General features: G+C 61.5%; 19 protein-coding genes and 2 pseudogenes. 10 read left to right on the forward strand and 11 right to left on the reverse strand.

Features of this window, described 5'->3' with window-relative positions:
* The first annotated feature begins 98 nt into the window (after window positions 1–98).
* The 4 genes from IWX85_RS11285 to acnB all read left to right on the forward strand — a co-directional run bounded on the left by IWX85_RS11285 (window position 99) and on the right by acnB (window position 5,530).
* Window positions 99–1,085: a malate dehydrogenase gene (locus tag IWX85_RS11285; RefSeq protein WP_196869787.1), complete on the forward strand. Its 987-nt coding sequence runs from the start codon at window positions 99–101 to the stop codon at window positions 1,083–1,085.
* A gap of 97 nt (window positions 1,086–1,182) precedes the next feature.
* On the forward strand, window positions 1,183–2,172 hold the full coding sequence (locus IWX85_RS11290) for a CoA ester lyase (protein WP_036804862.1): 990 nt from the start codon (window positions 1,183–1,185) through the stop codon (window positions 2,170–2,172).
* A 26-nt stretch (window positions 2,173–2,198) separates the two neighbouring features.
* Window positions 2,199–2,861 (forward strand): hypothetical protein, encoded by a 663-nt coding sequence (locus tag IWX85_RS11295; protein ID WP_196869788.1) that lies wholly within the window; start codon window positions 2,199–2,201, stop codon window positions 2,859–2,861.
* 53 nt (window positions 2,862–2,914) lie between these two features.
* The gene (gene acnB, locus IWX85_RS11300; protein ID WP_196869789.1) at window positions 2,915–5,530 is read left to right on the forward strand and encodes a bifunctional aconitate hydratase 2/2-methylisocitrate dehydratase; all 2,616 of its coding nucleotides are present in this window, start codon (window positions 2,915–2,917) and stop codon (window positions 5,528–5,530) included.
* Window positions 5,531–5,650: 120 nt separating this feature from the next.
* Here acnB and IWX85_RS11305 read toward each other — a convergent pair whose 3' ends face one another.
* Window positions 5,651–6,151, reverse strand: a complete 501-nt coding sequence (locus IWX85_RS11305; protein WP_196869790.1) for a pyridoxamine 5'-phosphate oxidase family protein — start codon at window positions 6,149–6,151, stop codon at window positions 5,651–5,653.
* A 631-nt stretch (window positions 6,152–6,782) separates the two neighbouring features.
* Window positions 6,783–6,998, reverse strand: a pseudogene (locus IWX85_RS20960) (U32 family peptidase); the annotation flags it as partial.
* Window positions 6,999–7,125: 127 nt separating this feature from the next.
* Here IWX85_RS20960 and IWX85_RS11315 point away from each other — a divergent pair.
* Entirely contained in the window at window positions 7,126–10,104 is a 2,979-nt protein-coding gene (locus IWX85_RS11315) for an aconitate hydratase (RefSeq protein WP_196869791.1), read from the forward strand.
* 70 nt (window positions 10,105–10,174) lie between these two features.
* The gene (locus tag IWX85_RS11320) at window positions 10,175–11,440 is read left to right on the forward strand and encodes an FAD-dependent monooxygenase (RefSeq protein WP_196869792.1); all 1,266 of its coding nucleotides are present in this window, start codon (window positions 10,175–10,177) and stop codon (window positions 11,438–11,440) included.
* A 255-nt stretch (window positions 11,441–11,695) separates the two neighbouring features.
* On the opposite strand, the gene IWX85_RS11325 is transcribed toward IWX85_RS11320, so the two are convergent.
* The 9 genes and pseudogenes from IWX85_RS11325 to IWX85_RS11370 form a co-directional block, all read right to left on the reverse strand.
* Window positions 11,696–12,301, reverse strand: a complete 606-nt coding sequence (locus IWX85_RS11325; protein ID WP_051984035.1) for a DUF4337 domain-containing protein — start codon at window positions 12,299–12,301, stop codon at window positions 11,696–11,698.
* Window positions 12,302–12,311: 10 nt separating this feature from the next.
* Window positions 12,312–12,869, reverse strand: a complete 558-nt coding sequence (locus tag IWX85_RS11330) for a cytochrome b (RefSeq protein ID WP_051984034.1) — start codon at window positions 12,867–12,869, stop codon at window positions 12,312–12,314.
* 150 nt (window positions 12,870–13,019) lie between these two features.
* Window positions 13,020–13,609 (reverse strand): annotated as a pseudogene (locus tag IWX85_RS11335) (HAD-IC family P-type ATPase); the annotation flags it as partial.
* Between the two features lie 282 nt (window positions 13,610–13,891).
* Window positions 13,892–14,680 carry a zinc-dependent peptidase gene (locus IWX85_RS11345; RefSeq protein ID WP_370584265.1) on the reverse strand — a complete coding sequence of 263 codons (789 nt, stop codon included), beginning with the start codon at window positions 14,678–14,680 and terminating at the stop codon, window positions 13,892–13,894.
* Window positions 14,681–14,690: 10 nt separating this feature from the next.
* On the reverse strand, window positions 14,691–15,494 hold the full coding sequence (locus tag IWX85_RS11350) for a UDP-2,3-diacylglucosamine diphosphatase (RefSeq protein WP_196869794.1): 804 nt from the start codon (window positions 15,492–15,494) through the stop codon (window positions 14,691–14,693).
* A 34-nt stretch (window positions 15,495–15,528) separates the two neighbouring features.
* On the reverse strand, window positions 15,529–16,038 hold the full coding sequence (locus tag IWX85_RS11355; RefSeq protein ID WP_036804839.1) for a peptidylprolyl isomerase: 510 nt from the start codon (window positions 16,036–16,038) through the stop codon (window positions 15,529–15,531).
* A 22-nt stretch (window positions 16,039–16,060) separates the two neighbouring features.
* Window positions 16,061–16,666, reverse strand: coding sequence for a peptidylprolyl isomerase (locus IWX85_RS11360; protein ID WP_196869795.1), 606 nt, complete (start codon window positions 16,664–16,666; stop codon window positions 16,061–16,063).
* A 34-nt stretch (window positions 16,667–16,700) separates the two neighbouring features.
* Window positions 16,701–17,225 carry a tetratricopeptide repeat protein gene (locus IWX85_RS11365; protein ID WP_231379699.1) on the reverse strand — a complete coding sequence of 175 codons (525 nt, stop codon included), beginning with the start codon at window positions 17,223–17,225 and terminating at the stop codon, window positions 16,701–16,703.
* Between the two features lie 189 nt (window positions 17,226–17,414).
* The gene (locus IWX85_RS11370; protein ID WP_196869797.1) at window positions 17,415–17,570 is read right to left on the reverse strand and encodes a hypothetical protein; all 156 of its coding nucleotides are present in this window, start codon (window positions 17,568–17,570) and stop codon (window positions 17,415–17,417) included.
* Here IWX85_RS11370 and cysS point away from each other — a divergent pair.
* The 4 genes from cysS to tilS all read left to right on the forward strand — a co-directional run bounded on the left by cysS (window position 17,569) and on the right by tilS (window position 21,778).
* On the forward strand, window positions 17,569–18,960 hold the full coding sequence (gene cysS / locus IWX85_RS11375; protein ID WP_036804831.1) for a cysteine--tRNA ligase: 1,392 nt from the start codon (window positions 17,569–17,571) through the stop codon (window positions 18,958–18,960). The two genes, IWX85_RS11370 and cysS, sit on opposite strands and share 2 nt — an antisense overlap.
* A 61-nt stretch (window positions 18,961–19,021) precedes the next feature.
* Window positions 19,022–19,726, forward strand: coding sequence for a DNA-3-methyladenine glycosylase (locus IWX85_RS11380; protein ID WP_036804829.1), 705 nt, complete (start codon window positions 19,022–19,024; stop codon window positions 19,724–19,726).
* 62 nt (window positions 19,727–19,788) lie between these two features.
* Window positions 19,789–20,769 carry an acetyl-CoA carboxylase carboxyltransferase subunit alpha gene (locus IWX85_RS11385; RefSeq protein ID WP_196869798.1) on the forward strand — a complete coding sequence of 327 codons (981 nt, stop codon included), beginning with the start codon at window positions 19,789–19,791 and terminating at the stop codon, window positions 20,767–20,769.
* 112 nt (window positions 20,770–20,881) lie between these two features.
* Window positions 20,882–21,778: a tRNA lysidine(34) synthetase TilS gene (gene tilS, locus IWX85_RS11390; protein ID WP_231379706.1), complete on the forward strand. Its 897-nt coding sequence runs from the start codon at window positions 20,882–20,884 to the stop codon at window positions 21,776–21,778.
* Window positions 21,779–21,870 lie beyond the last annotated feature (92 nt).

Below are 21,870 nucleotides of genomic sequence, written 5' to 3' on the forward strand. Positions count from 1 at the left end.
GACGGTGCTTTCACGGTCCGGCAAAGCTTGAAATTGCGACGCAAACCTTGTGTCACATCCTGTTCAATAATTTTTTAACCTTCCTGGAGTTGTCAATCATGAGCAAAAAACCCGTCCGTGTTGCAGTTACCGGTGCTGCCGGTCAAATCGGTTACGCGCTGCTGTTTCGCATTGCCTCGGGGGAAATGCTTGGCAAGGACCAGCCAGTGATTTTGCAATTGCTCGAAGTTCCGGTCGATGGCCCGCAAAAAGCGCTTAAGGGCGTGATGATGGAAATTGACGACTGCGCGTTTCCGCTGCTCGTCGAGATGACCGCGCACAGCGATCCGATGACGGCCTTTAAGGACGCCGACTATGCCTTGCTGGTCGGCTCGCGTCCGCGCGGCCCGGGCATGGAGCGCGCCGAACTGCTGGCTGTCAATGGCGCGATTTTCACCGCACAAGGCAAGGCACTCAATGCCGTCGCCAGCCGCAACGTTCGCGTGCTGGTGGTCGGCAACCCCGCCAACACCAATGCCTACATTGCCATGAAGAGCGCGCCCGACTTGCCACGCAAGAACTTCACTGCCATGCTGCGCCTGGACCACAACCGGGCTGCCAGCCAGATCGCTGCCAAGACCGGCAAGGCCGTGGCCGACATCGAGAAATTGACGGTTTGGGGCAACCACTCGCCCACCATGTACGCCGACTACCGCTTTGCGACCATCAATAGCGAGAGCGTTGCCCAGATGATCAACGACCAGGAATGGAATGCCAACGTTTTCCTGCCGACCGTCGGCAAGCGCGGCGCTGCCATCATTGAAGCGCGCGGTTCTTCTTCGGCTGCATCGGCCGCCAACGCCGCCATTGACCACATGCGCGACTGGGCGCTGGGCACCAACGGCAAGTGGGTCACGATGGGCATTGCATCCGATGGCCAGTACGGCATTCCAAAGGACACAATGTTCGGCTTCCCGGTGACCTGTGAAAACGGCGAATACAAGATTGTCGAAGGCCTGGAAATTGACGCATTCAGCCGGGAACGCATCAACAAGACCCTGGAAGAGTTGCAAGGCGAGCAAGCCGGCGTCGCGCACCTTCTTTAACAGTCTGCAGGCGAATCGGGGGACGTGGGCAGCGAGCTTGTGAAGCGCGCCCGGCGCCCGAGCCACTCGCGACAGATCCCAGGACCGAGTTTATTCAATGAAACATCCGCGCGAAGTTCTTCTCGGCGCCCAGGCGGCAACCGCTTTTTTGCCGGTTTGTGACCACTACAGCGGCGTAGAGGCACGGATGCGCAAAAGTCTGCAATTGCAGGCTGAAATGATCGATGAGTTCGGCGCCTGCGTGTTTGACGTAACGCTGGACTGCGAAGACGGCGCGCCGGTTGGCGGCGAAGATGACCATGCTGCCATGGTGGTTTCGCTGGCGGCACTGGCCAGCGACAAGGCCCGCGTTGCCGTTCGTGTGCATGCTGTCGATCACCCGGCATTCGAGTCCGACATGTCTGTCGTTGCCGGAAAGCTTGCGCACCAACTTTCACACATCATGATTCCCAAGGTCGAGTCCATCGACGACGTGATCAGGGCTGAACAGGCGCTGCGGGCTGCATCAGCCGGGCACTTGCCCCTGCATGTACTGATCGAATCCCCTCTGGCCGTCCGCAACGCCTTTGACATTGCCGCGCATCCCCGGGTTCAGTCGCTCAGCTTTGGCCTGATGGACTTTGTCTCAAGTCATGGTGGTGCCATTCCCGCCGATGCCATGAGCAGCCAGGGCCAGTTCGCCCATCCGCTGGTGGTGCGCGCGAAGCTCGAAATCGCTTCCGCATGCCATGCCTACGGCAAGGTGCCTTCGCATTGCGTGGTGACGGAGTTCAACGATGCCTCAGCCATGACACTCGCCGTGCAACGTGCGTCACGTGAGCTGGGCTATACCCGCATGTGGAGCATTCATCCAAATCAAATACGCTCTATCCTGGCGGCTTTTTCCCCTAGCGAAGCTGAAATTGAAGATGCTTCAAAAATAATAGCTGCTGGCGTCCGTGTTGATTGGGCACCCATCAGTTTTGACGGTAAATTGCACGACCGCGCGAGTTATCGCTACTTCTGGCAGGTGCTGGAGCGGGCGCACCGGACCGGAAGCGCACTGCCGGCTGATACCCAAACTTACTTTACGCACGCTCTTGCATGAGCGCCAATCCACTGACAAGATATCACATGAAAACCCAATCCATCACTACGCTTGCAGCCGCTCTGGCTGCCGCTTTCTTGCTGTGCGCTGCGCCCATCGCGCACGCCGAAACTGCAAAGAAATCTGACAGGGAGGCGGTTGACAAGACCAAGGCGACGAAATCTGCAGCCGTCAAGGCCGCTGCTGCCAAGGCCGACAAGCCTGCGGCCAAAAAGAAGGCTGAAAAGCCGGGGGTCACCGCCAGCCGTACCAACCTCAAAAGCGCCGCAGTCAACGTGGCGGCGGGTATGCAGGCCGCCGAGGCCGCCATGACGCCAGCAGAGCTGGCAATTGCAGAGCAAGTGCAGGTGGGCAAGATGCCGTGCGAGCTGGGCGCCTCGGTCACGCTGACCGCCGATGTCAAGAATCCGGGGTATTTCGACCTGCAGGGCAAGAACTTCAGCTACCGGATGTTTCCGGTGGCCACGTCTACCGGCGCCATTCGCCTGGAAGACCAGAAGGCCGGCGCTGTCTGGCTGCAACTGGCCAACAAGTCCATGTTGATGAGCCAGAAACAGGGCATCCGCCTGGCCGATGAATGCACCAGCCCGGCGCAACTGGTAGTGGCCCAGAACCTCAAGCTGAACCCGCCCGCCAGCATTCTGGATGCACCACCTCCGGTGGTTGCCAATCCGGTCCCTGCCAAGTAAACGTCGTTTTCTTGGTCACCACGATTTCCAATAACTTCAATTAGAGGGCAGCCATGTCAACCGAGTTCCTGCAAACCTACCGTAACCATGTTGCCGAACGTGCCGTCCTGGGCATTCCACCGCTGCCTTTGTCGGCCCAGCAGACCGGCGAGGTCATCGAACTGCTGAAGAACCCGCCCGCAGGCGAAGAAGCCTTCCTGCTGGACCTGATCACCCACCGCGTTCCGGCCGGTGTCGATGCCGCTGCCAAGGTCAAGGCCAGTTACCTCGCCGCCGTGGCACACGGCACTGAAACATGTTCCGTGCTGTCGCGTGGAAAAGCCACGCAACTGCTGGGCACCATGCTGGGCGGCTACAACATCAGCCCGATGATTGCATTGCTGGACGACGTCGAAGACAGCGTGGCCGCCCAGGCTGCCAGCGGCCTGAAAACCACACTGCTGATGTTCGACCAGTTCCATGACGTGCAGGAAAAAGCCGAAAAAGGCAACACCTACGCCAAAGCCGTGTTGCAAAGCTGGGCTGATGCCGAATGGTTCACCAGCCGTCCCGAAGTGCCGCAGTCGATCCAGTTGACCGTGTTCAAGGTCGCCGGCGAGATCAACACCGACGACCTGTCGCCCGCGCCCGACGCCTGGAGCCGCCCCGACATTCCGCTGCATGCGCTGGCGATGCACAAAAATGCCCGTCCCGGCGTCATCCCTGAAGAAGACGGCAAGCGCGGTCCGGTCAGGTTCATCGAAGAACTCAAGGCCAAAGGCAACTTGGTCGCTTACGTCGGCGACGTCGTCGGAACCGGTTCTTCCCGCAAGTCCGCCACCAACTCGGTGCTGTGGTTCACCGGCCAGGACATTCCGTTCGTGCCGAACAAGCGCTTTGGCGGCGTCTGCCTGGGCAGCAAGATTGCCCCGATTTTCTACAACACGATGGAAGACTCCGGCGCGCTGCCGATCGAACTCGACGTGAGCCAGATGGCCATGGGCGACGTGATCGAACTGCGGCCTTACGACGGCAAGGCGCTGAAGAACGGCGAAGTGATTGCCGAGTTCAAGCTCAAAAGCGAGGTGCTGTTTGACGAAGTGCGCGCCGGCGGCCGCATTCCGCTGATCGTCGGCCGTGGCCTGACCGCCAAGGCGCGCTTTGCGCTGGGCCTGCCCGTGTCCACGCTGTTCCGCCTGCCGCAAAACCCTGAAGCCACCGAACGCGGCTTCACGCTGGCGCAAAAGATGGTCGGTCGCGCGGTCGGCCTGCCGGAAGGCCAGGGCGTTCGTCCCGGCACCTATTGCGAACCGAAAATGACCTCGGTCGGCTCGCAGGACACCACCGGCCCGATGACGCGCGACGAGTTGAAAGACCTGGCCTGCCTGGGGTTTTCCGCCGATCTGGTCATGCAATCGTTCTGCCACACCGCTGCCTACCCCAAGCCGGTCGATGTGAAGATGCACCATGAGTTGCCAGACTTCATGAGCGACCGGGGCGGCATTCCGCTGCGTCCGGGCGACGGCATCATCCACAGCTGGCTCAACCGCATGCTGCTGCCCGACACCGTCGGCACTGGGGGCGACAGCCACACGCGTTTCCCGATCGGCATCAGCTTCCCGGCCGGCTCCGGCCTGGTCGCTTTTGGCGCGGCCACCGGCGTCATGCCGCTGGACATGCCCGAGTCGGTGCTGGTTCGCTTCAAAGGCGAGATGCAGCCCGGCATCACGCTGCGCGACTTGGTGAACGCGATTCCGCTGTACGCCATCAAGGCCGGCTTGCTGACCGTGGCCAAGCAGGGCAAGGTCAACATTTTCTCGGGCCGCATTCTGGAAATCGAAGGCTTGCCCGACCTGAAGGTCGAGCAGGCGTTCGAACTCAGCGATGCGTCGGCCGAGCGTTCTGCCGGCGGCTGCACGGTGCACCTGAACAAGGAGCCGATCATCGAGTACATCACCAGCAACATCACCATGCTGAAGTGGATGATTGCCACCGGCTACTCGGATGTGCGCACCATCAAGCGCCGCATTGCCGCGATGGAAAAGTGGCTGGCCGACCCGCAGCTGCTCAAGGGCGATGCCGACGCCGAATACGCCGCCGTCATCGAGATCGACCTGGCCGACATCCACGAGCCCATCGTGGCCTGCCCGAACGATCCGGACGATGTGAAAACCCTGAGCGATGTCGCCGGAAGCGTCATCGACGAAGTGTTCATCGGCAGCTGCATGACCAACATCGGCCATTTCCGTGCCGCGTCCAAGCTGCTTGAAGGCAAGCGCGACATTCCGGTCAAGCTGTGGATGGCGCCGCCGACCAAGATGGACGCCAAGCAGCTGAGCGAAGAGGGCCATTACGGCGTGCTCGGTTCTGCCGGCGCCCGCATGGAAATGCCCGGCTGCTCACTGTGCATGGGCAACCAGGCGCAGGTGAAAGAGGGTGCCACCGTGTTCTCGACCTCGACGCGCAACTTTCCAAACCGTCTGGGCAAGAACTCCAACGTGTACCTGGGTTCCGCGGAACTGGCTGCGATCTGCTCCAAGCTGGGCCGGATTCCGACCAAGGCCGAATACATGGCCGACATGCAGGTGCTGACGGCTGCCAGCGACAAGGTGTACCAGTACCTGAACTTCGACCAGGTCAAGGATTACACCGACATGGCCGACACGGTCAAGGACGCGCTGCCAGTTTAAGCCTGGCTTCGCAATAGCCGGTGACAGGCTGCCCGGCTTGCTTCATTGAAAAAGCCCCGCTGTTTTTAGCCGCGGGGCTTTTTTGCGGGCCTTGTGGCTCCTTTTCATCGAACGCCGGAATTACATCCGCAATTCCTTGTGATCGCCCATCTTTTCAGGGGGGGTTCCGGTGACGGCAGCCGTCAGCATTTTGGCCACCTGGACCATCTTGCTTTCTTTCACATCCCAGTACTCGGCATGGCTGATGAGGACTTCCAGCAGCGCAACGTCCGGGTCGGTCGGACCGCCTGGGAACCAGGCCTTGGCCATCGGCGTCCACAGCGCTTCTTTCTTGCCCATGTCTTCGACGATCAGCGCCTTGCCCGACACCGAAACATAACTGTCGTCACCGGTGTCGGCATAGGAGACATTCACGTTGTCATCCTGCACCACATGCCTGGCGATCTCTCCACTACGGGAGACAAAGAAGTACAGCCGATTGCCTTCGTCCATGTTCTTGTTCTGGGTCGTCAGCGGCTGGCTGTGCATCATGCCGTTTTCATGGCGGTGCGTGAACATGCCGAACTTGATGTCCTTGATCAGATCCCAAAGTTTCTGGTGCTCTGTTGTCGTGGTGCTCATGAAGTCTCCGTGAAGTGGTTGAATTGTTCATTGACTTTAGGCCGGGGCCTGCCAAACACGAATCAGCCGCTGGCTTGCCTGGCTGTCGGTACTTACCGACAAGCACGGCGGCAGGCATGAGCGGATTTCAGCCCGAGGCCAATGCTGCATCACACCCGGCTGAATTTCATATTAAAAACAGGCATTGGCGCCGGCCCCTTATGGATTGGCTGCTGTTAAAAAAATTTCAGCCTAGTTGCACGTTGGCTGTGACAGTTTGCTGACGGGATCGATCAGGTGGTCCAGTAGCGCCTCATCAGCCGCCTCTTCAAGCGGAATGCACACCCGCACAGGGCTGCCTGAAGCCACCCTGACAGCGTCACCGTCGCGTTTTCCATGTGTGTGATGGCGCAACCCGGTTGCCATCCGGATGAATCACTTCGAGCCGGTTGCCGACCTGGAAAGTTTCCTGGTTTTCACCTCGGCCCAGTTTTCGCGTATGGGCCTGACTTCGCCGGAAAACGGGCTGAGGCGAATTTCAGAGATGCCGGTGCAATAGTTTTGCGTATTCTGCGCCGGTTGGCGTTCCAGGAAACCGCTGTTGCAGCCGCGGGTGGCCGGGCCTTCCAACCGATTGATCAACGCCGGGTTGAACGACCTGCCCGCAGGCAAAAAGTTTCCTGCCGCGCGCATGGGCTTCATGAATTCCTGTCTGGAGCTGTTCCAGTCGCAACTCATTGTTGCGCGCCCGCAGCGAATAGCGTGGCTGGCCGGCATACACCGCATCGGCACCAAGGTCTTGGGCGGCGCGCATTTTGTCGAGCGAGCCGGAGGGCGGCGAGAGCAATTCGGGTTTCTTGCGCGTCATGTGGCCATTGTCGAAGCCACCAACTGCAAAGCGCTTGCGCTGCATCAGGTCGTTCGGCTTTCCTATTCCTGATTGGCCCGCTGCCTGCCAGAATGTGGCTTGATGATTTACCCAAAAGGAGACTGCCATGGCCAATGCGCCTACCCACGCTAGCCCTTCTTCGAAGGCTGCGCATGCCTTTGCCTCTACGTTGAAGACCTTCCAGCCGGCTTCCGGCAAGGCTGGAAAGTTCTATTCCCTGCCGGCACTGGCCGAACAATACCCCAGCGTCAAGCGCCTGCCGGTGTCGGTGCGCATCGTGCTGGAATCGGTGCTGCGCAACTGCGACGGCAAGAAAGTCACGGCCGAACATGTCGAGCAACTCGCCCACTGGGCGCCGCAGGCCGAGCGCACCGCCGAAATCCCGTTTGTCGTGTCGCGCGTGGTGCTGCAGGACTTCACCGGCGTGCCGCTGCTGGCCGACCTGGCCGCCATGCGCAGCGTCGCCGCCCGTCTGGGCAAGGATCCGAAGGCCATCGAGCCTTTGGTACCGGTCGATTTGGTGGTCGACCATTCGATCATGGTCGATTATTTCGGCACCAAGGATGCCATCGACCTGAACATGAAGCTTGAATTCCAGCGTAACCAGGAACGCTACGAATTCATGAAATGGGGCATGCAGGCATTCGACACCTTCGGCGTCGTGCCGCCGGGCTTTGGCATCGTGCACCAGGTCAACCTCGAGTTCCTGGCGCGTGGTGTGCATAAAAGCGGCGATGACGCCGATGCGGTGTATTACCCCGACACGCTGGTCGGCACCGACAGCCACACCACCATGATCAACGGCATCGGCGTGGTGGGTTGGGGCGTGGGCGGCATCGAGGCCGAAGCTGCCATGCTCGGCCAGCCGGTGTATTTGCTGACGCCTGACGTGGTCGGCATGGAGCTGACCGGCCAGCTGCGCGAGGGTGTCACCGCCACCGACCTGGTGCTGCGCGTGACCGAAACCCTGCGCCGTGAAAAGGTCGTCGGCAAGTTTGTCGAATTTTTTGGCGAAGGCACCCGCAGCCTGGCCTTGCCCGACCGCGCCACCATTGGCAACATGGCGCCCGAATACGGCGCCACCATGGGTTTCTTTCCGGTCGATGAAAAGACGATCGACTACTTCCGGGGCACTGGCCGCACTGAAGAGGAAATCGAAGCCTTCGAGGCTTACTTTCGGGCGCAAGGCCTGTTCGGCGTGGCCGCCGCCGGTGAGATCGACTATTCCCAGGTTGTCAGGCTGAACCTTGATGAGGTCACGCCCAGCCTGGCCGGCCCGAAACGGCCGCAGGACCGCATCGAGTTGGGTAACGTCGCCAGTCAGTTCTGTTCGCTCTACAGCAAATCGAATGCGGAAAACGGTTTCAACCAGCCCGCCAGCACGCTCAACACGCGCCATCTGGTGCGGCACCCCGACGCGGAGCGTGCCGAAACGCTGCCCGGTGCGCCACCCACCCCCATGGGTGCCGAGCGCTCGGTGGTGGAAATGGAGGCCAACCGCCCGACGCTGGCGATGGCGCATGAGCAGGGCGGCCAGGTGGCCAGCGTTGGCACACCGGCGACGCAGGCAGCCTCAAGGGGGCTGACCGTGGGCAACGGCGACGTGCTGATTGCCGCCATCACCAGCTGCACCAACACCTCCAACCCCAGCGTGCTGCTGGCTGCCGGTCTGCTGGCCAAGAAAGCGGTCGAGGCAGGCCTGTGCGTTCAGCCGCACATCAAGACCTCGCTGGCACCGGGCTCGCGCATCGTGACCGAGTACCTGACCGAAACCGGGTTGTTGCCGTATCTGGAGCAGCTCGGTTTTGACCTGGTCGGCTACGGTTGCACCACCTGCATCGGCAACTCGGGCGACCTGACGGCCGAGCTGAACGAGGCCATCAACGACAGCGACCTGGTGTGCGCCGCCGTGCTGTCGGGCAACCGCAATTTCGAGGCGCGCATCCATCCCAACATCAAGGCCAACTTCCTGGCCAGCCCGCCGCTGGTCGTGGCCTACGCGCTGGCCGGCTCGGTGCTGCGCGACCTGACCACCGAGCCGCTGGGCAAGGGCACGGACGGCAAGGAAGTGTTCCTGCGCGACGTGTGGCCGTCCAGCGATGAAATCCAGGCGCTGATGAAGTTCGCCATGAATGGTGAAGCCTTCCGCGCCAACTACGCGAAGGTCAAGACCGAGCCGGGCCAGCTCTGGGCGGGTATCCATGGCGTGACCGGCAACGCCTACACCTGGCCGGCCAGCACCTACATTGCCGAGCCGCCGTTCTTTGCCGACTTTGCTATGGAAATGAAAGCAACCTCCGCAGGCGGGACGGGCGCTACAGGCCAAAACAATGAGTTTTCTGTAACGGGCGCGCGCATCATGGCGCTGTTTGGCGACTCGATCACCACCGACCACATTTCGCCGGCCGGCTCGATCAAAGGCAGTTCGCCCGCCGGGCGGTGGCTGCAAGCCCACGGCGTGCAAAAGGCCGACTTCAACAGTTACGGTTCGCGCCGAGGCAACCATGACGTGATGATGCGCGGCACCTTTGCCAACGTGCGCATCAAGAACCTGATGATTCCTGCCGACAAAGACGGCTCGCGCGAGGAGGGCGGCGTCACGCTGTTCCACCCCGGTCACCATACGCCGGACAGCGTGATCGAAAAAATGCCGATTTACGATGCCGCCATGAAATACATCGCAGAAAACACGCCGACGGTGATTTTTGCCGGCGAGGAATACGGCACGGGCTCGTCGCGCGACTGGGCCGCCAAGGGCACGCAGCTGCTGGGTATCAAGGCGGTGGTGGCGCGCAGTTTCGAGCGGATTCACCGCAGCAACCTGGTCGGCATGGGCGTGCTGCCGCTGCAGTTTTTGCCGGGTGAGTCGTGGGAGACGCTCAAGCTCGTCGGTTCAGAAACCGTCGAGGTGATTCCGCACCCCGAACTCAAGCCGCAAAGCGAAGCCAAACTGCACATTACCCGTGCCGATGGCACGCACCAGGAAGTCACGGTGATCCTGCGCGTCGACACGCCGATCGAGGTGGACTACTACCGCAACGGCGGCATCCTGCCTTACGTGCTGCGGCAGCTGCTCGCGGCATGAGGGCCGGCGCTGACCGTGTGCGCAAATCCGGGGCTTGTGCTGAAACCATGACCCTTGCAGCGTGCCGCGCATGAGGCGCCAGGCCTTGATTGCCGGCGGCGGCATCGGCGGGCTCGCGGCGGCGTTGGCCATATCGCGCGCTGGCTGGGGTGTCCGGCTGTACGAGCGGGCGCCTGTCTTTAGCGAAGTCGGCGCGGGCGTCCAGCTGGGACCGAACGTGGTCAGGCTGCTGCATGACTGGGGCCTGCAGGGCGCACTGGAGCGGGTGGCAGCCTTTCCCGAGCGCCTGGTGGTGCGTGACGCCCTGTCGGGCCAGGAACTGGGCACGTTGCCGCTTGGCCAGCGCGCGCTGAAAAAATACGGCGCGCCTTACCTGACCCTTCACCGCGCTGACCTGCATGCGTTGCTGCTCCAAGGCGTACAGGCGCGCGACCATGTCTGGCTCAAGCTGAACACTTCCGTGACCGCCTATGCCGACAGCGGACACGCCGTCACCTTGCGAACGCAGCCTGCAGCGGCGTCCACCCTTGGCCTGCATCCCGTGCAAGCCGCGCCATTGCTGGAAGTCGAGGGCGATGCGCTGATTGGCGCCGATGGGCTCTGGAGCCGCTTGCGCCAGCAGATGCTGAACGATGCGCCGCCGCGTGCCACCGGCCACTTGGCCTACCGCGCCATGCTGTCGCAAATCAGGCTGCCGGCGCGACTGCGCAGCCAGCAGGTCACCGTCTGGCTGGGCCCCCGGCTGCATGTGGTGCATTACCCGGTGCGCAGCGGCGAATGGCTGAACGTGGTGGTCATTGTCCAGGGCCAGGTGGCGGGCGACCTGCAAAGCTGGGACCACCATGCCAACGCGGCCGACCTGCAGCAAGCCATGGGTCAAACGGCCAAGTTGCTGCAGGACCTGATCCAGGCGGTGACCGATGGCGGCGGCAAGGACAGCCCCAGCTGGCGTCTGTGGCCGCTAAGCGACCGGCCGCCCATGAGCGGTGCGCACCAGCAGGCCCAGGGCCGTGTGGCCCTGCTCGGCGATGCGGCGCACCCGATGCGGCCCTACCTGGCGCAGGGCGCCGGCATGGCGATTGAAGATGCGGCCGAACTGGGTTCCATGCTGGCCGTGGCCCGGGACCCGGCTTTCGACGTGCCGACGGTGCTGCAGCGCTATGCCCTGAACCGCTGGCAGCGCAATGCCCGGGTGCAGGCCCGGTCGATGCGCAACGGCCAGATATTCCATGCCCGGGGGCCACTGCGCTGGGCGCGCGATGCCTCGATGAAGCTGCTGGGAGAAAAGCTGCTGGACATCCCCTGGCTCTACGGCGCTGCCCCTCGGATGTTGTGAAATGCTATTTAAAAAATAGCTAAAAGTGCTTATGAATAAAGCGGTAAAACCATTTTTCTTGCGTTTTTTCAAAGAACGCGCCTTTTTGCAGAGCGCCTTTGCGTCTTTGGGGTCGGGCCTCCTGCCAGCGCTCATCGATACGCGTAGCGCAACGAGGTTTCCCGTAGTCCGCCACGTATCAAACAGTCGCTGCCCAGCCACCTCCGCCGTGCAAGTTCGGCAACAAGGGTGGCCGAGTTGCCAAGATAACTCCGGTCACGACAACAACCGGATCAGCGCATCCGGGTGAATGCCCCAGCCAGCCAGTCCTGACAAACCCATCAGCACGCCAAAGCCCGTGGGCACCAGCGCCACGAAGTACAACCACCAGAAATGCGTCAGCGCCGTCACCGCCAGCAGGGAAATTGCAATCGCCAGCAGTGCATCGGCCAGGTCAAACTGGTCATCCCGGAAGTTGGCGGCGTCGTAGTCCTTTTGGTCCTGCTCGGCCTGAGCCTTCAACTCATCCTTCTTTTTGGCCTGATCCGCAGCCAGTTGCGCATACTGGTCAATCGCCTGCTGGTAATGCGCGCGTTCCGAGGCTGGCTGGGAAGGCGCGGCAAGCCGCAGCTGAAGCAGCGTTCCCTTGGCCACTTCCTCGCGGATGTTGCGCGCCTGGTAGAAATTCCAGTGGTCGATCTTGTTGGCCTGGGCCTGCTGCATGGACTGGACGATGTTGTCGTCCTTGACCTTGCAGATGCCCATGAAGGTGGCCAGCAGCGCCACCGTGATGGCGACGCACTGGTTCAGCTTGCGGAATTTGGAAAAAGCCGATTCATCGGCTTCCTGCGACGGGAGGGACTCAAGTGGATCGATTGCCATCGTGCGTGCCTTAACGTGAAAACCACATCCGCTGGAAAACCCCGTCTTTGTCAATCACCAGATGCTTGAGCCCGGCCAGCACATGCAGCGACACCAGCACCACCAAAATCCAGGTGGTGAATGAGTGCGCATTGAAGAAGGTTTCCGCCAGGTCGTGATTGGCTTGAAACACCCGGGGCAGGGGAAGTCCAAAAAACACGATGCCTTTCTTGCTCAGCAGCGAACCGACGATGCCAAACGTGGGCATGGCCAGCATGGCGGCGTACAGCAGCCCGTGGGTTGCCCGTGACGCGTTGACCTGCCAGGACGGCAGTCTGGCGGGCAAGGGCTCGGGCAGATGACCCAGCCGCCAGACCAGGCGCAAAAGCACCAGCCCGGCAATCACCAGGCCGATGGATTTGTGCAGGGTGAAGAACCAGGCGCTGCCCGGATCGTCTTCAATCTCCGTCATGTACCAGCCCAGCGCGACCATCCCGATGATCAGGACGGCCAGCGTCCAGTGAAGCAGCACGGCCAGGGACGCATAGGGTTTGCTGCTGACTGTCGCAATGGAAGTGCGTTTGCGCATGGTGCTTCTTTTTTTTGAGTGGCCGTTCAGGCAATTGGGTGGGTTGGCAACAGCAGATGAGGCTTTCGCCGGACTTTTGCATGCCCATCCTAAAACTGCCGCCTTAAAGGAAGATTAAGCCGCGCGGGCTGCAGCGCGGCGCCTGCTTGGCTACTGCCAGCCAAAACGCCGGATGTCATCGCGTTTCATCAGCGTCGTCAGCACCGCATAGCCCAGCAATATCGCCACCAGCCAGCCAAAATAGGCCAGCGGCAGCGCTTCCAGCTTGAAATAACTGGCCAAGGGCCCCATGGGCAGAAAAATGTCCGCCACTGTGATGAACAACGTCATGCCCAGCAGCGGGCAGGCTGCGCTCCAACCGGATGATGTCGGCCGCATCCTTGGCAATATCGACGGCGGTATTCACCGAAATGCCGATGTCGGCGGCCCGCAGCGCCGGCGCGTCGTTGATGCCGTCGCCCATAAAGCCGACGACGTGGCCGTTGCTGCGCAGGCTGCGCACGATGCGCTCCTTGTTCAGCGGCGAGAACTTGGCAAAAATGGTGTGGTGCTCGACCGCTTCGGCCAGCGCCTGGTCGTCCATCGTGTCAATTTGCGGGCCCAGCACGTTGCCTTGCAACCTGCAGGCCGACCTGGCGGCAGACTTCGGCGGTCACCAGCGCATTGTCGCCGGTCAGCACCTTCACGGTGATGCCGTTCTCGGCCAACGCTGTAAGCGCCGGGGCGGTCGATTCCTTGGGCAGCGACTCCAGGATGACCCGGCGGCGAAACAGGTGACGGGTGTGGCGCGAAGCGAGGAAGCGGCCAAACAGCTGCTTGAAGATGTTCATGGAATTTTTTGTTTTTGGCCGGTGTCTTGCCTGATGACCCGCTGACGTGGCTGGAATCTACACTTTTTATTGTTAGTAAAGCGTAAGTCCTGAAAGCTGTGCAGGCGCCGGTGTCGCGTCACCGTTCCCTGAACCGACCTTCGATGCTATTAAATATATAGCTGCAAGCATAAGTACTGCTTGCGCAAAAGCCTATTTTTGCTTGAAAAACTGGTCAAACAGACAGGACACGTCGGCAAAGTCATGGATGAAGCGTTCGCGGTTCACGAAATAAGCCTCGCAGGCCACGGCAAAGAATTCAGCCGGCGCGCTGGCGCCATAGGCGTCGAGCCAGGGCGGCTCGCCGCCGAAGCGTTCGGCCATGGCGACCTGCTCGCAAAAGCGGTCGTAGGCGGCCTGCATGGTGTCGTGCCAGGCAGCATGGGCGGCGCGCGAGGGCAGGGGCGGGCAGCCGTCGGCCGCGCCATCGCGCATGTCGATCTTGTGGATGAATTCGTGGATCACCACGTTGTGGCCATGTTCGGCTGAACTGCCCGAGGCAGCCACATCCTGCCAGCTCAGGGTGACCGGGCCGCCTTGCATTGCTTCGCCCAGCAGCGCTTCCCGGTAGTCGTGAACCACGCCGGCGTGATCGATGGCCTTGCGCCGCGCCAGCATGGCGCCGGGATGCACGACGATGCCGGTGAAATCGTCATACCAGCCAAGGCCCAGGTGCAGAACCGGCAAACACGCCTGCGCGGCAATCGCCACGGCCATTTCGTCGGTCACTTCCAGGTCGTGCGCGCCGCTGAATTCCTTGTTCTGCAGGAACCGGCCCACGGTCAAGCGAAGCGCCTGACGCTCGGCGGGGGGAAGCCGCGCCAGGAAAGGGTAATGCTGCAGCGTCGATTGCCACAGCGCTTCAGGAATGGCCTTGGGTCGGGTGCCGGGCAGACCGAGGGCGCCCGCCAGGCTGTTCAGCCAGTTCAGCCAGTTCAGCAAGGTGCAGGCCTCATGCGCAATCCACGGCGATGCGCTGCAGGCCGCTGCTGTCCAGTCGAAGCACTTCGGCGCGCGGTACGCTGGCCCCGGCGTCCCAGTCGCTCAGCACCATGCGTGACAGGCCCTTGCCCAGGTCGTGCAACGCGGGCTTGTGGGTGTGGCCGTGGATCAGTGTGGGAGCATTCGCTGCCTCCAGCCACTGCCGCGCGGCATTGTGGTCCACGTCGCCGTAGTCCATGCCTGAGCGTTTGCGCGCCTCGCTTTGACGACGCATCTCGCGCGCCAGGCCCAAGCGTTCGGCCAGCGGCCGGGCCAGGAAGGCCTGCTGCCAGCCGGGGCTGCGCACCTGGCGGCGGAACGCCAGGTAGTCGGTGTCGTCCAGGCACAGCGCATCGCCATGCGACAGCAGCCAGCGCCGGCCGGCAAAGCCAAGTGCCGTCGGGTCGCCGAGCAAGCTGGCGTGGCAGGCGTCCATGAGATCCGGGCCGACCAGGAAATCGCGGTTGCCGTGCATGAAAAAAAGCGCCAGCCGGCTGCCCGCCTGGGCCAGCACGCTGGCGCAGCGGTTTTCAAAACTCGCTTCCGGCTGGGCCTTGAAGTCGGCGCTGACGGCATCGTCGCCGACCCAGACTTCAAACAGGTCGCCCAGGATGAACACCGCATCGGCCGGCGTGCCCTGCATATAAGCCTGCCAGGCCTCGAAGGTGGCGGGCTCGTCGGCGTTCAGGTGCAGGTCGGAAATGAAATCGACCGTGCGCCACGATGGCGGAGCCACAAGCTCGGCCAAAGGGGGCACGGTCGCAAAAGGTTGCATGGCGGACTCAGACGGGCTCAGTCCGGCGGCCGCTTCAGGCCAGCGCGACGGCTTTTTCGATCACCACGTCTTCGAGCGGAACGTCGTCATGAAAACCCTTGCGGCCGGTCTTGACGGCCTTGATCTGGTCCACCACCTCGGTGCCCGAGACGACCTTGCCGAACACGGCGTAACCCCAGCCCGAAGCGTTCTGGCCGGTGTGGTTCAGAAAGCCGTTGTTGCCGACGTTGATGAAGAACTGCGAACTGGCCGAATGCGGCGCATTGGTGCGGGCCATGGCGACGGTGTACATGTCGTTTTTCAGGCCGTTGGTGGCTTCGTTCTCGATCTCGCCGTCGGTCGGTTTTTGCGTCATGCCGACCGCAAACCCGCCGCCCTGGACCATGAAGCCCGGAATCACACGGTGGAACACCGTGCCGTCGTAATGGCCCTTGTTGACGTAGCTCAGGAAGTTGGCGACCGACTTGGGCGCTTTTTCAGCGTCAAGTTCCAGGGTGATGACGCCGTATTTGGCAATGTGCAGTTCGACTTTAGGATTGCTCATGTGTTTTTCCTTTAAGAGTGGGTTAGTTGACAAGGGTTGCAGATTTGATCATGACGGGCGTCTTGGGAACGTCCGACGGGAAAGGGCCACCGCTGCCGGTGGCCACGGACTTGATCTTGCCCACCACGTCCATGCCGCTGGTGACCTTGCCGAACACTGTGTAGCCGGGGGCCAGGGCGCTCGGGTTCAGGAAGTCATTGTCATTCACGTTGATAAAAAACTGCGACGAGGCGGAGTTGGGGTCATTCGTGCGGGCCATGGCCAGCGTGCCAACGACGTTTTTCGGGCCGCCCTTGGCCAGCGCCTCGCGGCCTTCATGCACCACCGGGGCGCGGGTTTTCTTTTCGGCATAAGCGGCATCGTAGCCACCGCCCTGCACCATGAAGTTGCTGATCACCCGGTGAAAAATCGTGCCGTCATAGTGCCTGTCCTTGACGTACTGGAGAAAATTCTCGACCGTCTTGGGCGCCTTGTCGGGATAGACCTCGACCACAAAGTCGCCTTCGCTGGTGGCAAATTTGACCTTGGGCGCGGGCTCGGCCGCTAGGGCCACGCCGGCGCTCCAGGTAAGGGCGGCCAGCAGGAGCGTTGTGCTTCGGCGGGTGATAGCGGTGCCAGGAATTTTCATGGAGTGGATTTCTTTCAAAAGGTAAATATTGAAATCAAGGCGTCTTGGCTGGTATGGCAGCCTTGGCGGCGGGCATCAGCAACTGGTTGACCAGTGCCAGCTTGGGTGGTAACGCGGCGTTCGCGGCATTGAGCTGCAGCGCGCGGCTGTAGGACTGGCTGGCCAGCCGGGCGTGGATGTCGCCCAGGTTTTCATGGGCGGTGGCATAGCGCGGGTTCAGCCGAATGGCCATTTCCAGCGATTCCCTGGCCTTGTTGAACTGGCCCAAGCCGGCATACAACACGGCCAGGTTGTTGTAGGGCTCGGGCAGTTCCGGATAGTCCCGGTTGAGCTGGGCAAAGGTTTCCATGGCTTCGGCGGTCTGGGCAGATCCGCTCTGGACCACACCCTTGAGGAAGCGCATCTGCGGATCGCGCGGCTTGGCCGCCAGGTAGCGGTCGGCGCTGGCCAGCGCCTGGGGGAACTGACCGGCGCTGATCAGCTGGTTGACATCGGTGTACTCGTCGGCATGGACTGCCGGCGAGCCAAGCAGCGCGAACAGCAATAGGGTGGCTGGCAAAAATGAAAAGGGCTTGCAGAAATGAACGGCTCGCGTGGGCATAGGACTCTCGTTGTTTTTGGGCAAACAGGGGGCCGCGCGAAGGCGCAAGGTGGCGAGGTGACAAGCCGGTCCGGGCCGAATTTTCGCACCCTGACAGCTGCCCGGACCGGCTCGAAATAGTGTTTAATTCTAGCTGAGGGGGTATAGTCACCCTCCTTGCCCTGTTGTTCCTTCCCGGTTTTTTCCGAAGAATTTCGCTTCTTTTTTCAGCGCCATCGCCGCCGGTGGCGCGCGGATATTCAGGTTTTTCTTTTTTTCTTCCTGGCATTTCCACGTCAGAACACGCATCCAGCCAATTTCCATGAGCCTTCGCATTTACAACACGTTGTCGCGTGCCGTAGAAGATTTTTCCCCTATTGTTCCCGGCCAGGTCCGCATGTATGTTTGCGGCATGACGATTTACGATCTTTGCCACATCGGCCATGCGCGGATGATGATGGCCTTTGACGTGGTGCAGCGCTGGCTCAAGGTCAGCGGCTATCAGGTCGCCTATGTGCGCAACATCACCGACATCGACGACAAGATCATCAAGCGCGCTGTCGAGCGCGGCATCACGATACGCGCTTTGACCGACGAGATGATTCAGGCCATGCACCAGGACATCGGCGCCCTGAACATCGAGCCGCCAACGCTGGAGCCGCGCGCGACCGATTACGTGCCGCAGATGCTGGCGATGATCGGCACCCTTGAAAAAAAAGGACTGGCCTACCGCGGTTCGGGCGGCGACATGAACTACGCGGTGCGCAAGTTTGTTGGCTACGGCAAGCTGTCGGGCAAGTCGCTTGACGAGTTGCGCGCTGGCGAGCGCGTCGCCGTGCTCGAAGGCAAGGACGACCCGCTGGACTTCGTGCTGTGGAAGTCGGCCAAGGACACCGAACCCGAGGACGCGAAGTGGGACAGCGCCGCGTTGGGCCATGACTATGGCAAAGGCCGGCCTGGCTGGCACATCGAATGCTCGGCCATGAGCTGCGCCACGCTGGGCGAGACCTTCGACATCCATGGCGGCGGCGCCGACCTGCAGTTTCCGCACCACGAAAACGAGATTGCCCAGAGCGAAGGCGCCAATGGCCAGCCGCTGGCCCGTTTTTGGGTGCACAACGGCTTCGTGCGCGTGGACAACGAGAAAATGTCCAAGTCGCTGGGCAATTTCTTCACCATCCGCGAGGTGCTGGAAAAATACGATGCCGAAACCGTGCGCTTTTTCATCCTGCGCGCGCACTACCGCAGCGCACTCAACTACAGCGACGCCCACCTCGACGATGCGCGCAATGCGCTCAAGCGCCTGTATACCGCCCTGGATCTGGTGAAGCCGGCTGCGGTGATGATCAACTGGGCGGGTCCGTTTGCCGCCCGTTTCAAAGCAGCGATGGACGAGGACTTTGGCACGCCCGAAGCGATGGCGGTGCTGTTCGATCTGGCGGGCGAGGTAAACCGGACCGGTTCCGCCGAACTGGCCGGGCTGCTGAAAGCGCTGGGCGCCTGCCTGGGCCTGCTGCAAACCGAGCCCTCGGCTTACCTGCAGGCTGGGTCAAGGCTGGACGACGAGGCCATCCAAGCGCTGATCATGCAGCGTGCTGAAGCCAAGCAGGCCAGGGACTTTGCGGCGGCAGACCGCATCCGCACCGAACTGGTGGACCAGGGCATCGTGCTGAAAGACTCGCCCCAGGGAACGAGCTGGGAGGTGAAATCGTGAAAAACTCAAAATTTTTAAGCGTTTCATGCCTTTTGCGCACGTCTGTCATGGGCCAGCAGCTATGAAAAACATAGTAAGCGCCGACACAGCCAATGTAGCGCCCATCGAACTCACCGACAAGGCTGGCGCCCCGGAACCCACCATCATCGTGCCGCCGTACTGGCTGGATGCCTGCAAGCACCTGGTCAAGAAGGACCGGGTCATGAAACGCCTGATTCCGCAGTTCGGCAGCACCTGCCTGCAGTCGCGTGGCGATGCCTTCAGCACGCTGGCGCGCAGCATTGTCGGCCAGCAGATTTCCGTGAAGGCCGCGCAGACCGTCTGGCACCGCTTTGCCGCCTTGCCCGCTGAAATGACGCCAGCCCATGTGCTGCGCCTGAAGATTGACGACATGCGCGCGGCTGGCCTGAGTGCGCGAAAGGTCGAATACCTGGTGGACCTGTCGATTCATTTCGACGCCGGCCGCGTTCATGTGCAGGATTGGCAGGCGATGGACGATGAAACCATCATTGCCGAGTTGATCGCGATTCGCGGCATCGGCCGCTGGACGGCCGAGATGTTCCTGATGTTTTACCTGACGCGGCCCAACGTGCTGCCGCTCGACGATGTCGGGCTGATCAATGGCATCAGCCACAACTATTTTTCCGGCGAATCGGTCAGCCGCAGCGACGCACGGGAAGTCGCCGCCGCCTGGGCGCCGTACTGCAGCGTGGCGACTTGGTATATTTGGCGCTCGCTGGATCCGAAAATTGTGTCCGGCGCCTGACGGACGGTGTGCAGTTCGCTTCACCGACTGCCCGATCAAGAATTAAAAGTCTGAGGATTAACATGGCAAAAAAGACATTTCTCGATTTCGAGCAGCCGATTGCGGAGCTTGAAGGAAAAATTGAAGAATTGCGTTATGTGCAAACCGAGTCAGCGGTCGATATTTCGGATGAAATAGAGCAACTGGCGAAAAAAAGCCAGCAACTCACCAAGGACATCTACAGCGTCCTGACGCCCTGGCAGATCACCAAGATCGCTCGCCATGCCGAGCGGCCCTACACGCTGGACTACATCCGGGACCTCTTCACCGATTTTGTCGAACTGCATGGCGACCGGCATTTTGCCGACGACCTGAGCATCGTCGGCGGCCTGGCCCGCTTCAACGGCAATGCCTGCATGGTACTGGGCCATCAAAAAGGCCGTGATACCAAGGAGCGCGGCCTGCGCAATTTCGGCATGAGCAAGCCCGAGGGCTACCGCAAGGCGCTGCGCTTGATGAAGACGGCGGAAAAATTCAGGATGCCGGTGTTTACTTTTGTTGACACGCCGGGCGCCTACCCCGGCATCGAAGCCGAGGAACGCGGCCAGTCCGAGGCCATCGGTCGCAACATCTTCGAAATGGCGCAGTTAGAAGTGCCGATCATCACCACCATCATCGGCGAGGGTGGCTCCGGCGGTGCGCTGGCCATCTCGGTGGCCGACCAGGTGGTGATGCTGCAGTATTCGATCTATTCGGTCATCAGCCCTGAAGGCTGCGCGTCGATTTTGTGGAAAACCTCCGAAAAGGCGCAGGATGCGGCCGAAGCGCTGGGCATCACTGCGCACCGGCTCAAGGCGCTCGGCGTCATCGACAAGATCGTCAACGAGCCGGTCGGCGGCGCGCATCGCGACCCGAAACAGATGTCGGCCTTTCTCAAGCGCGCGCTGAACGATGCCTTCCGCCAAGTCAGCGACCTGCCGGTCAAGGAACTGCTCAACCGTCGCTATGACCGGCTGCAAAGCTATGGCCGCTTCACCGACACCAAAGCTGACGTCGGCAAATAGTCTGTTGCCCTCATTGCCCTTATTGCTGCCAGGCGCGGCGTCTCTCAAAAAGCCGGTCAACCCGGCAGTGGCGGGCATTGACTCCCTGTTCCCTGCAGATCCACCTTTGCCGATGGGCGTGGCTTACAGCGGTGGCGCCGATTCAACCGCCTTGCTGCTGGCTGCAGCCCGGCGCTGGCCGGGCCAGGTCGATGCCTTCCATGTCCACCATGGACTTCAGGCAGCTGCTGATGACTTTGTCCGTGTCTGCACCGCAGTGTGTGCAAGAGTCGGTGCGCCCTTGCATGTGGTTCATGTCGACGCCACCCATGCTTCTGGTGAGAGTCCTGAAGACGCGGCGCGGCGCGCGCGTTATGCGGCGCTGGCGACTGCAGCATTGGCGCAGGGCACGAAATGCGTGCTGCTCGGGCAACACGCCGACGACCAGGTCGAAACCCTGCTGCTGGCACTGAGCCGGGGCGCAGGGCTGCCTGGCCTGTCGGCCATGCCGGCGCGGTTCGAGCGCGGCGGCATGGTGTTTTACCGGCCGCTGCTGCAAACCCCGTCGGACGTTCTCAGGCAATGGTTGGTGCAGCAGCAGATTCCTTTTGTTGATGACCCGACCAACACCGACGAACGCTATACCCGCAACCGCATCCGGGCACGTTTGATGCCCGCACTGGCGCAGGTGTTTCCTCAGTTCCTGGCGACGTTTGCACGCAGTGCGCGTCATGCCGCGCAGGCGCAGGCAGTGTTGGTCGAGATTGCCATGCAGGATCTGACCGCCGCCGGCAACCCGCCCGTCATCCAGGCTGTGCAGGCTTTGTCGACGGCGCGCCAGGCCAATTTGCTGCGTCACTGGTTGCTGCTCCAGCAGGCCACGCCAAGCGCGGCGCAACTGGACCAATTGCTGCACCAGGTGGTAGCCTGCACCACACGTGGCCACCGGATTCATCTCAAGGTGGCGACGGGCCACGTGACGCGGCAGGGCGGTAGCCTGCATTACGCCGCCACCGCCACAGATCGATGATCGAAAATTGCGCTGGTTATAATCAAAGGCTTTGCTGCCGAGCTGAAAAGCGGGCTTTTTCGAAAGCTTTTTTACGGGTCGCCAGCAGGAGA

Origin of the sequence: Polaromonas sp. CG_9.11, assembly GCF_015752225.1 — a bacterium.
GTDB lineage: Bacteria > Pseudomonadota > Gammaproteobacteria > Burkholderiales > Burkholderiaceae_C > Polaromonas.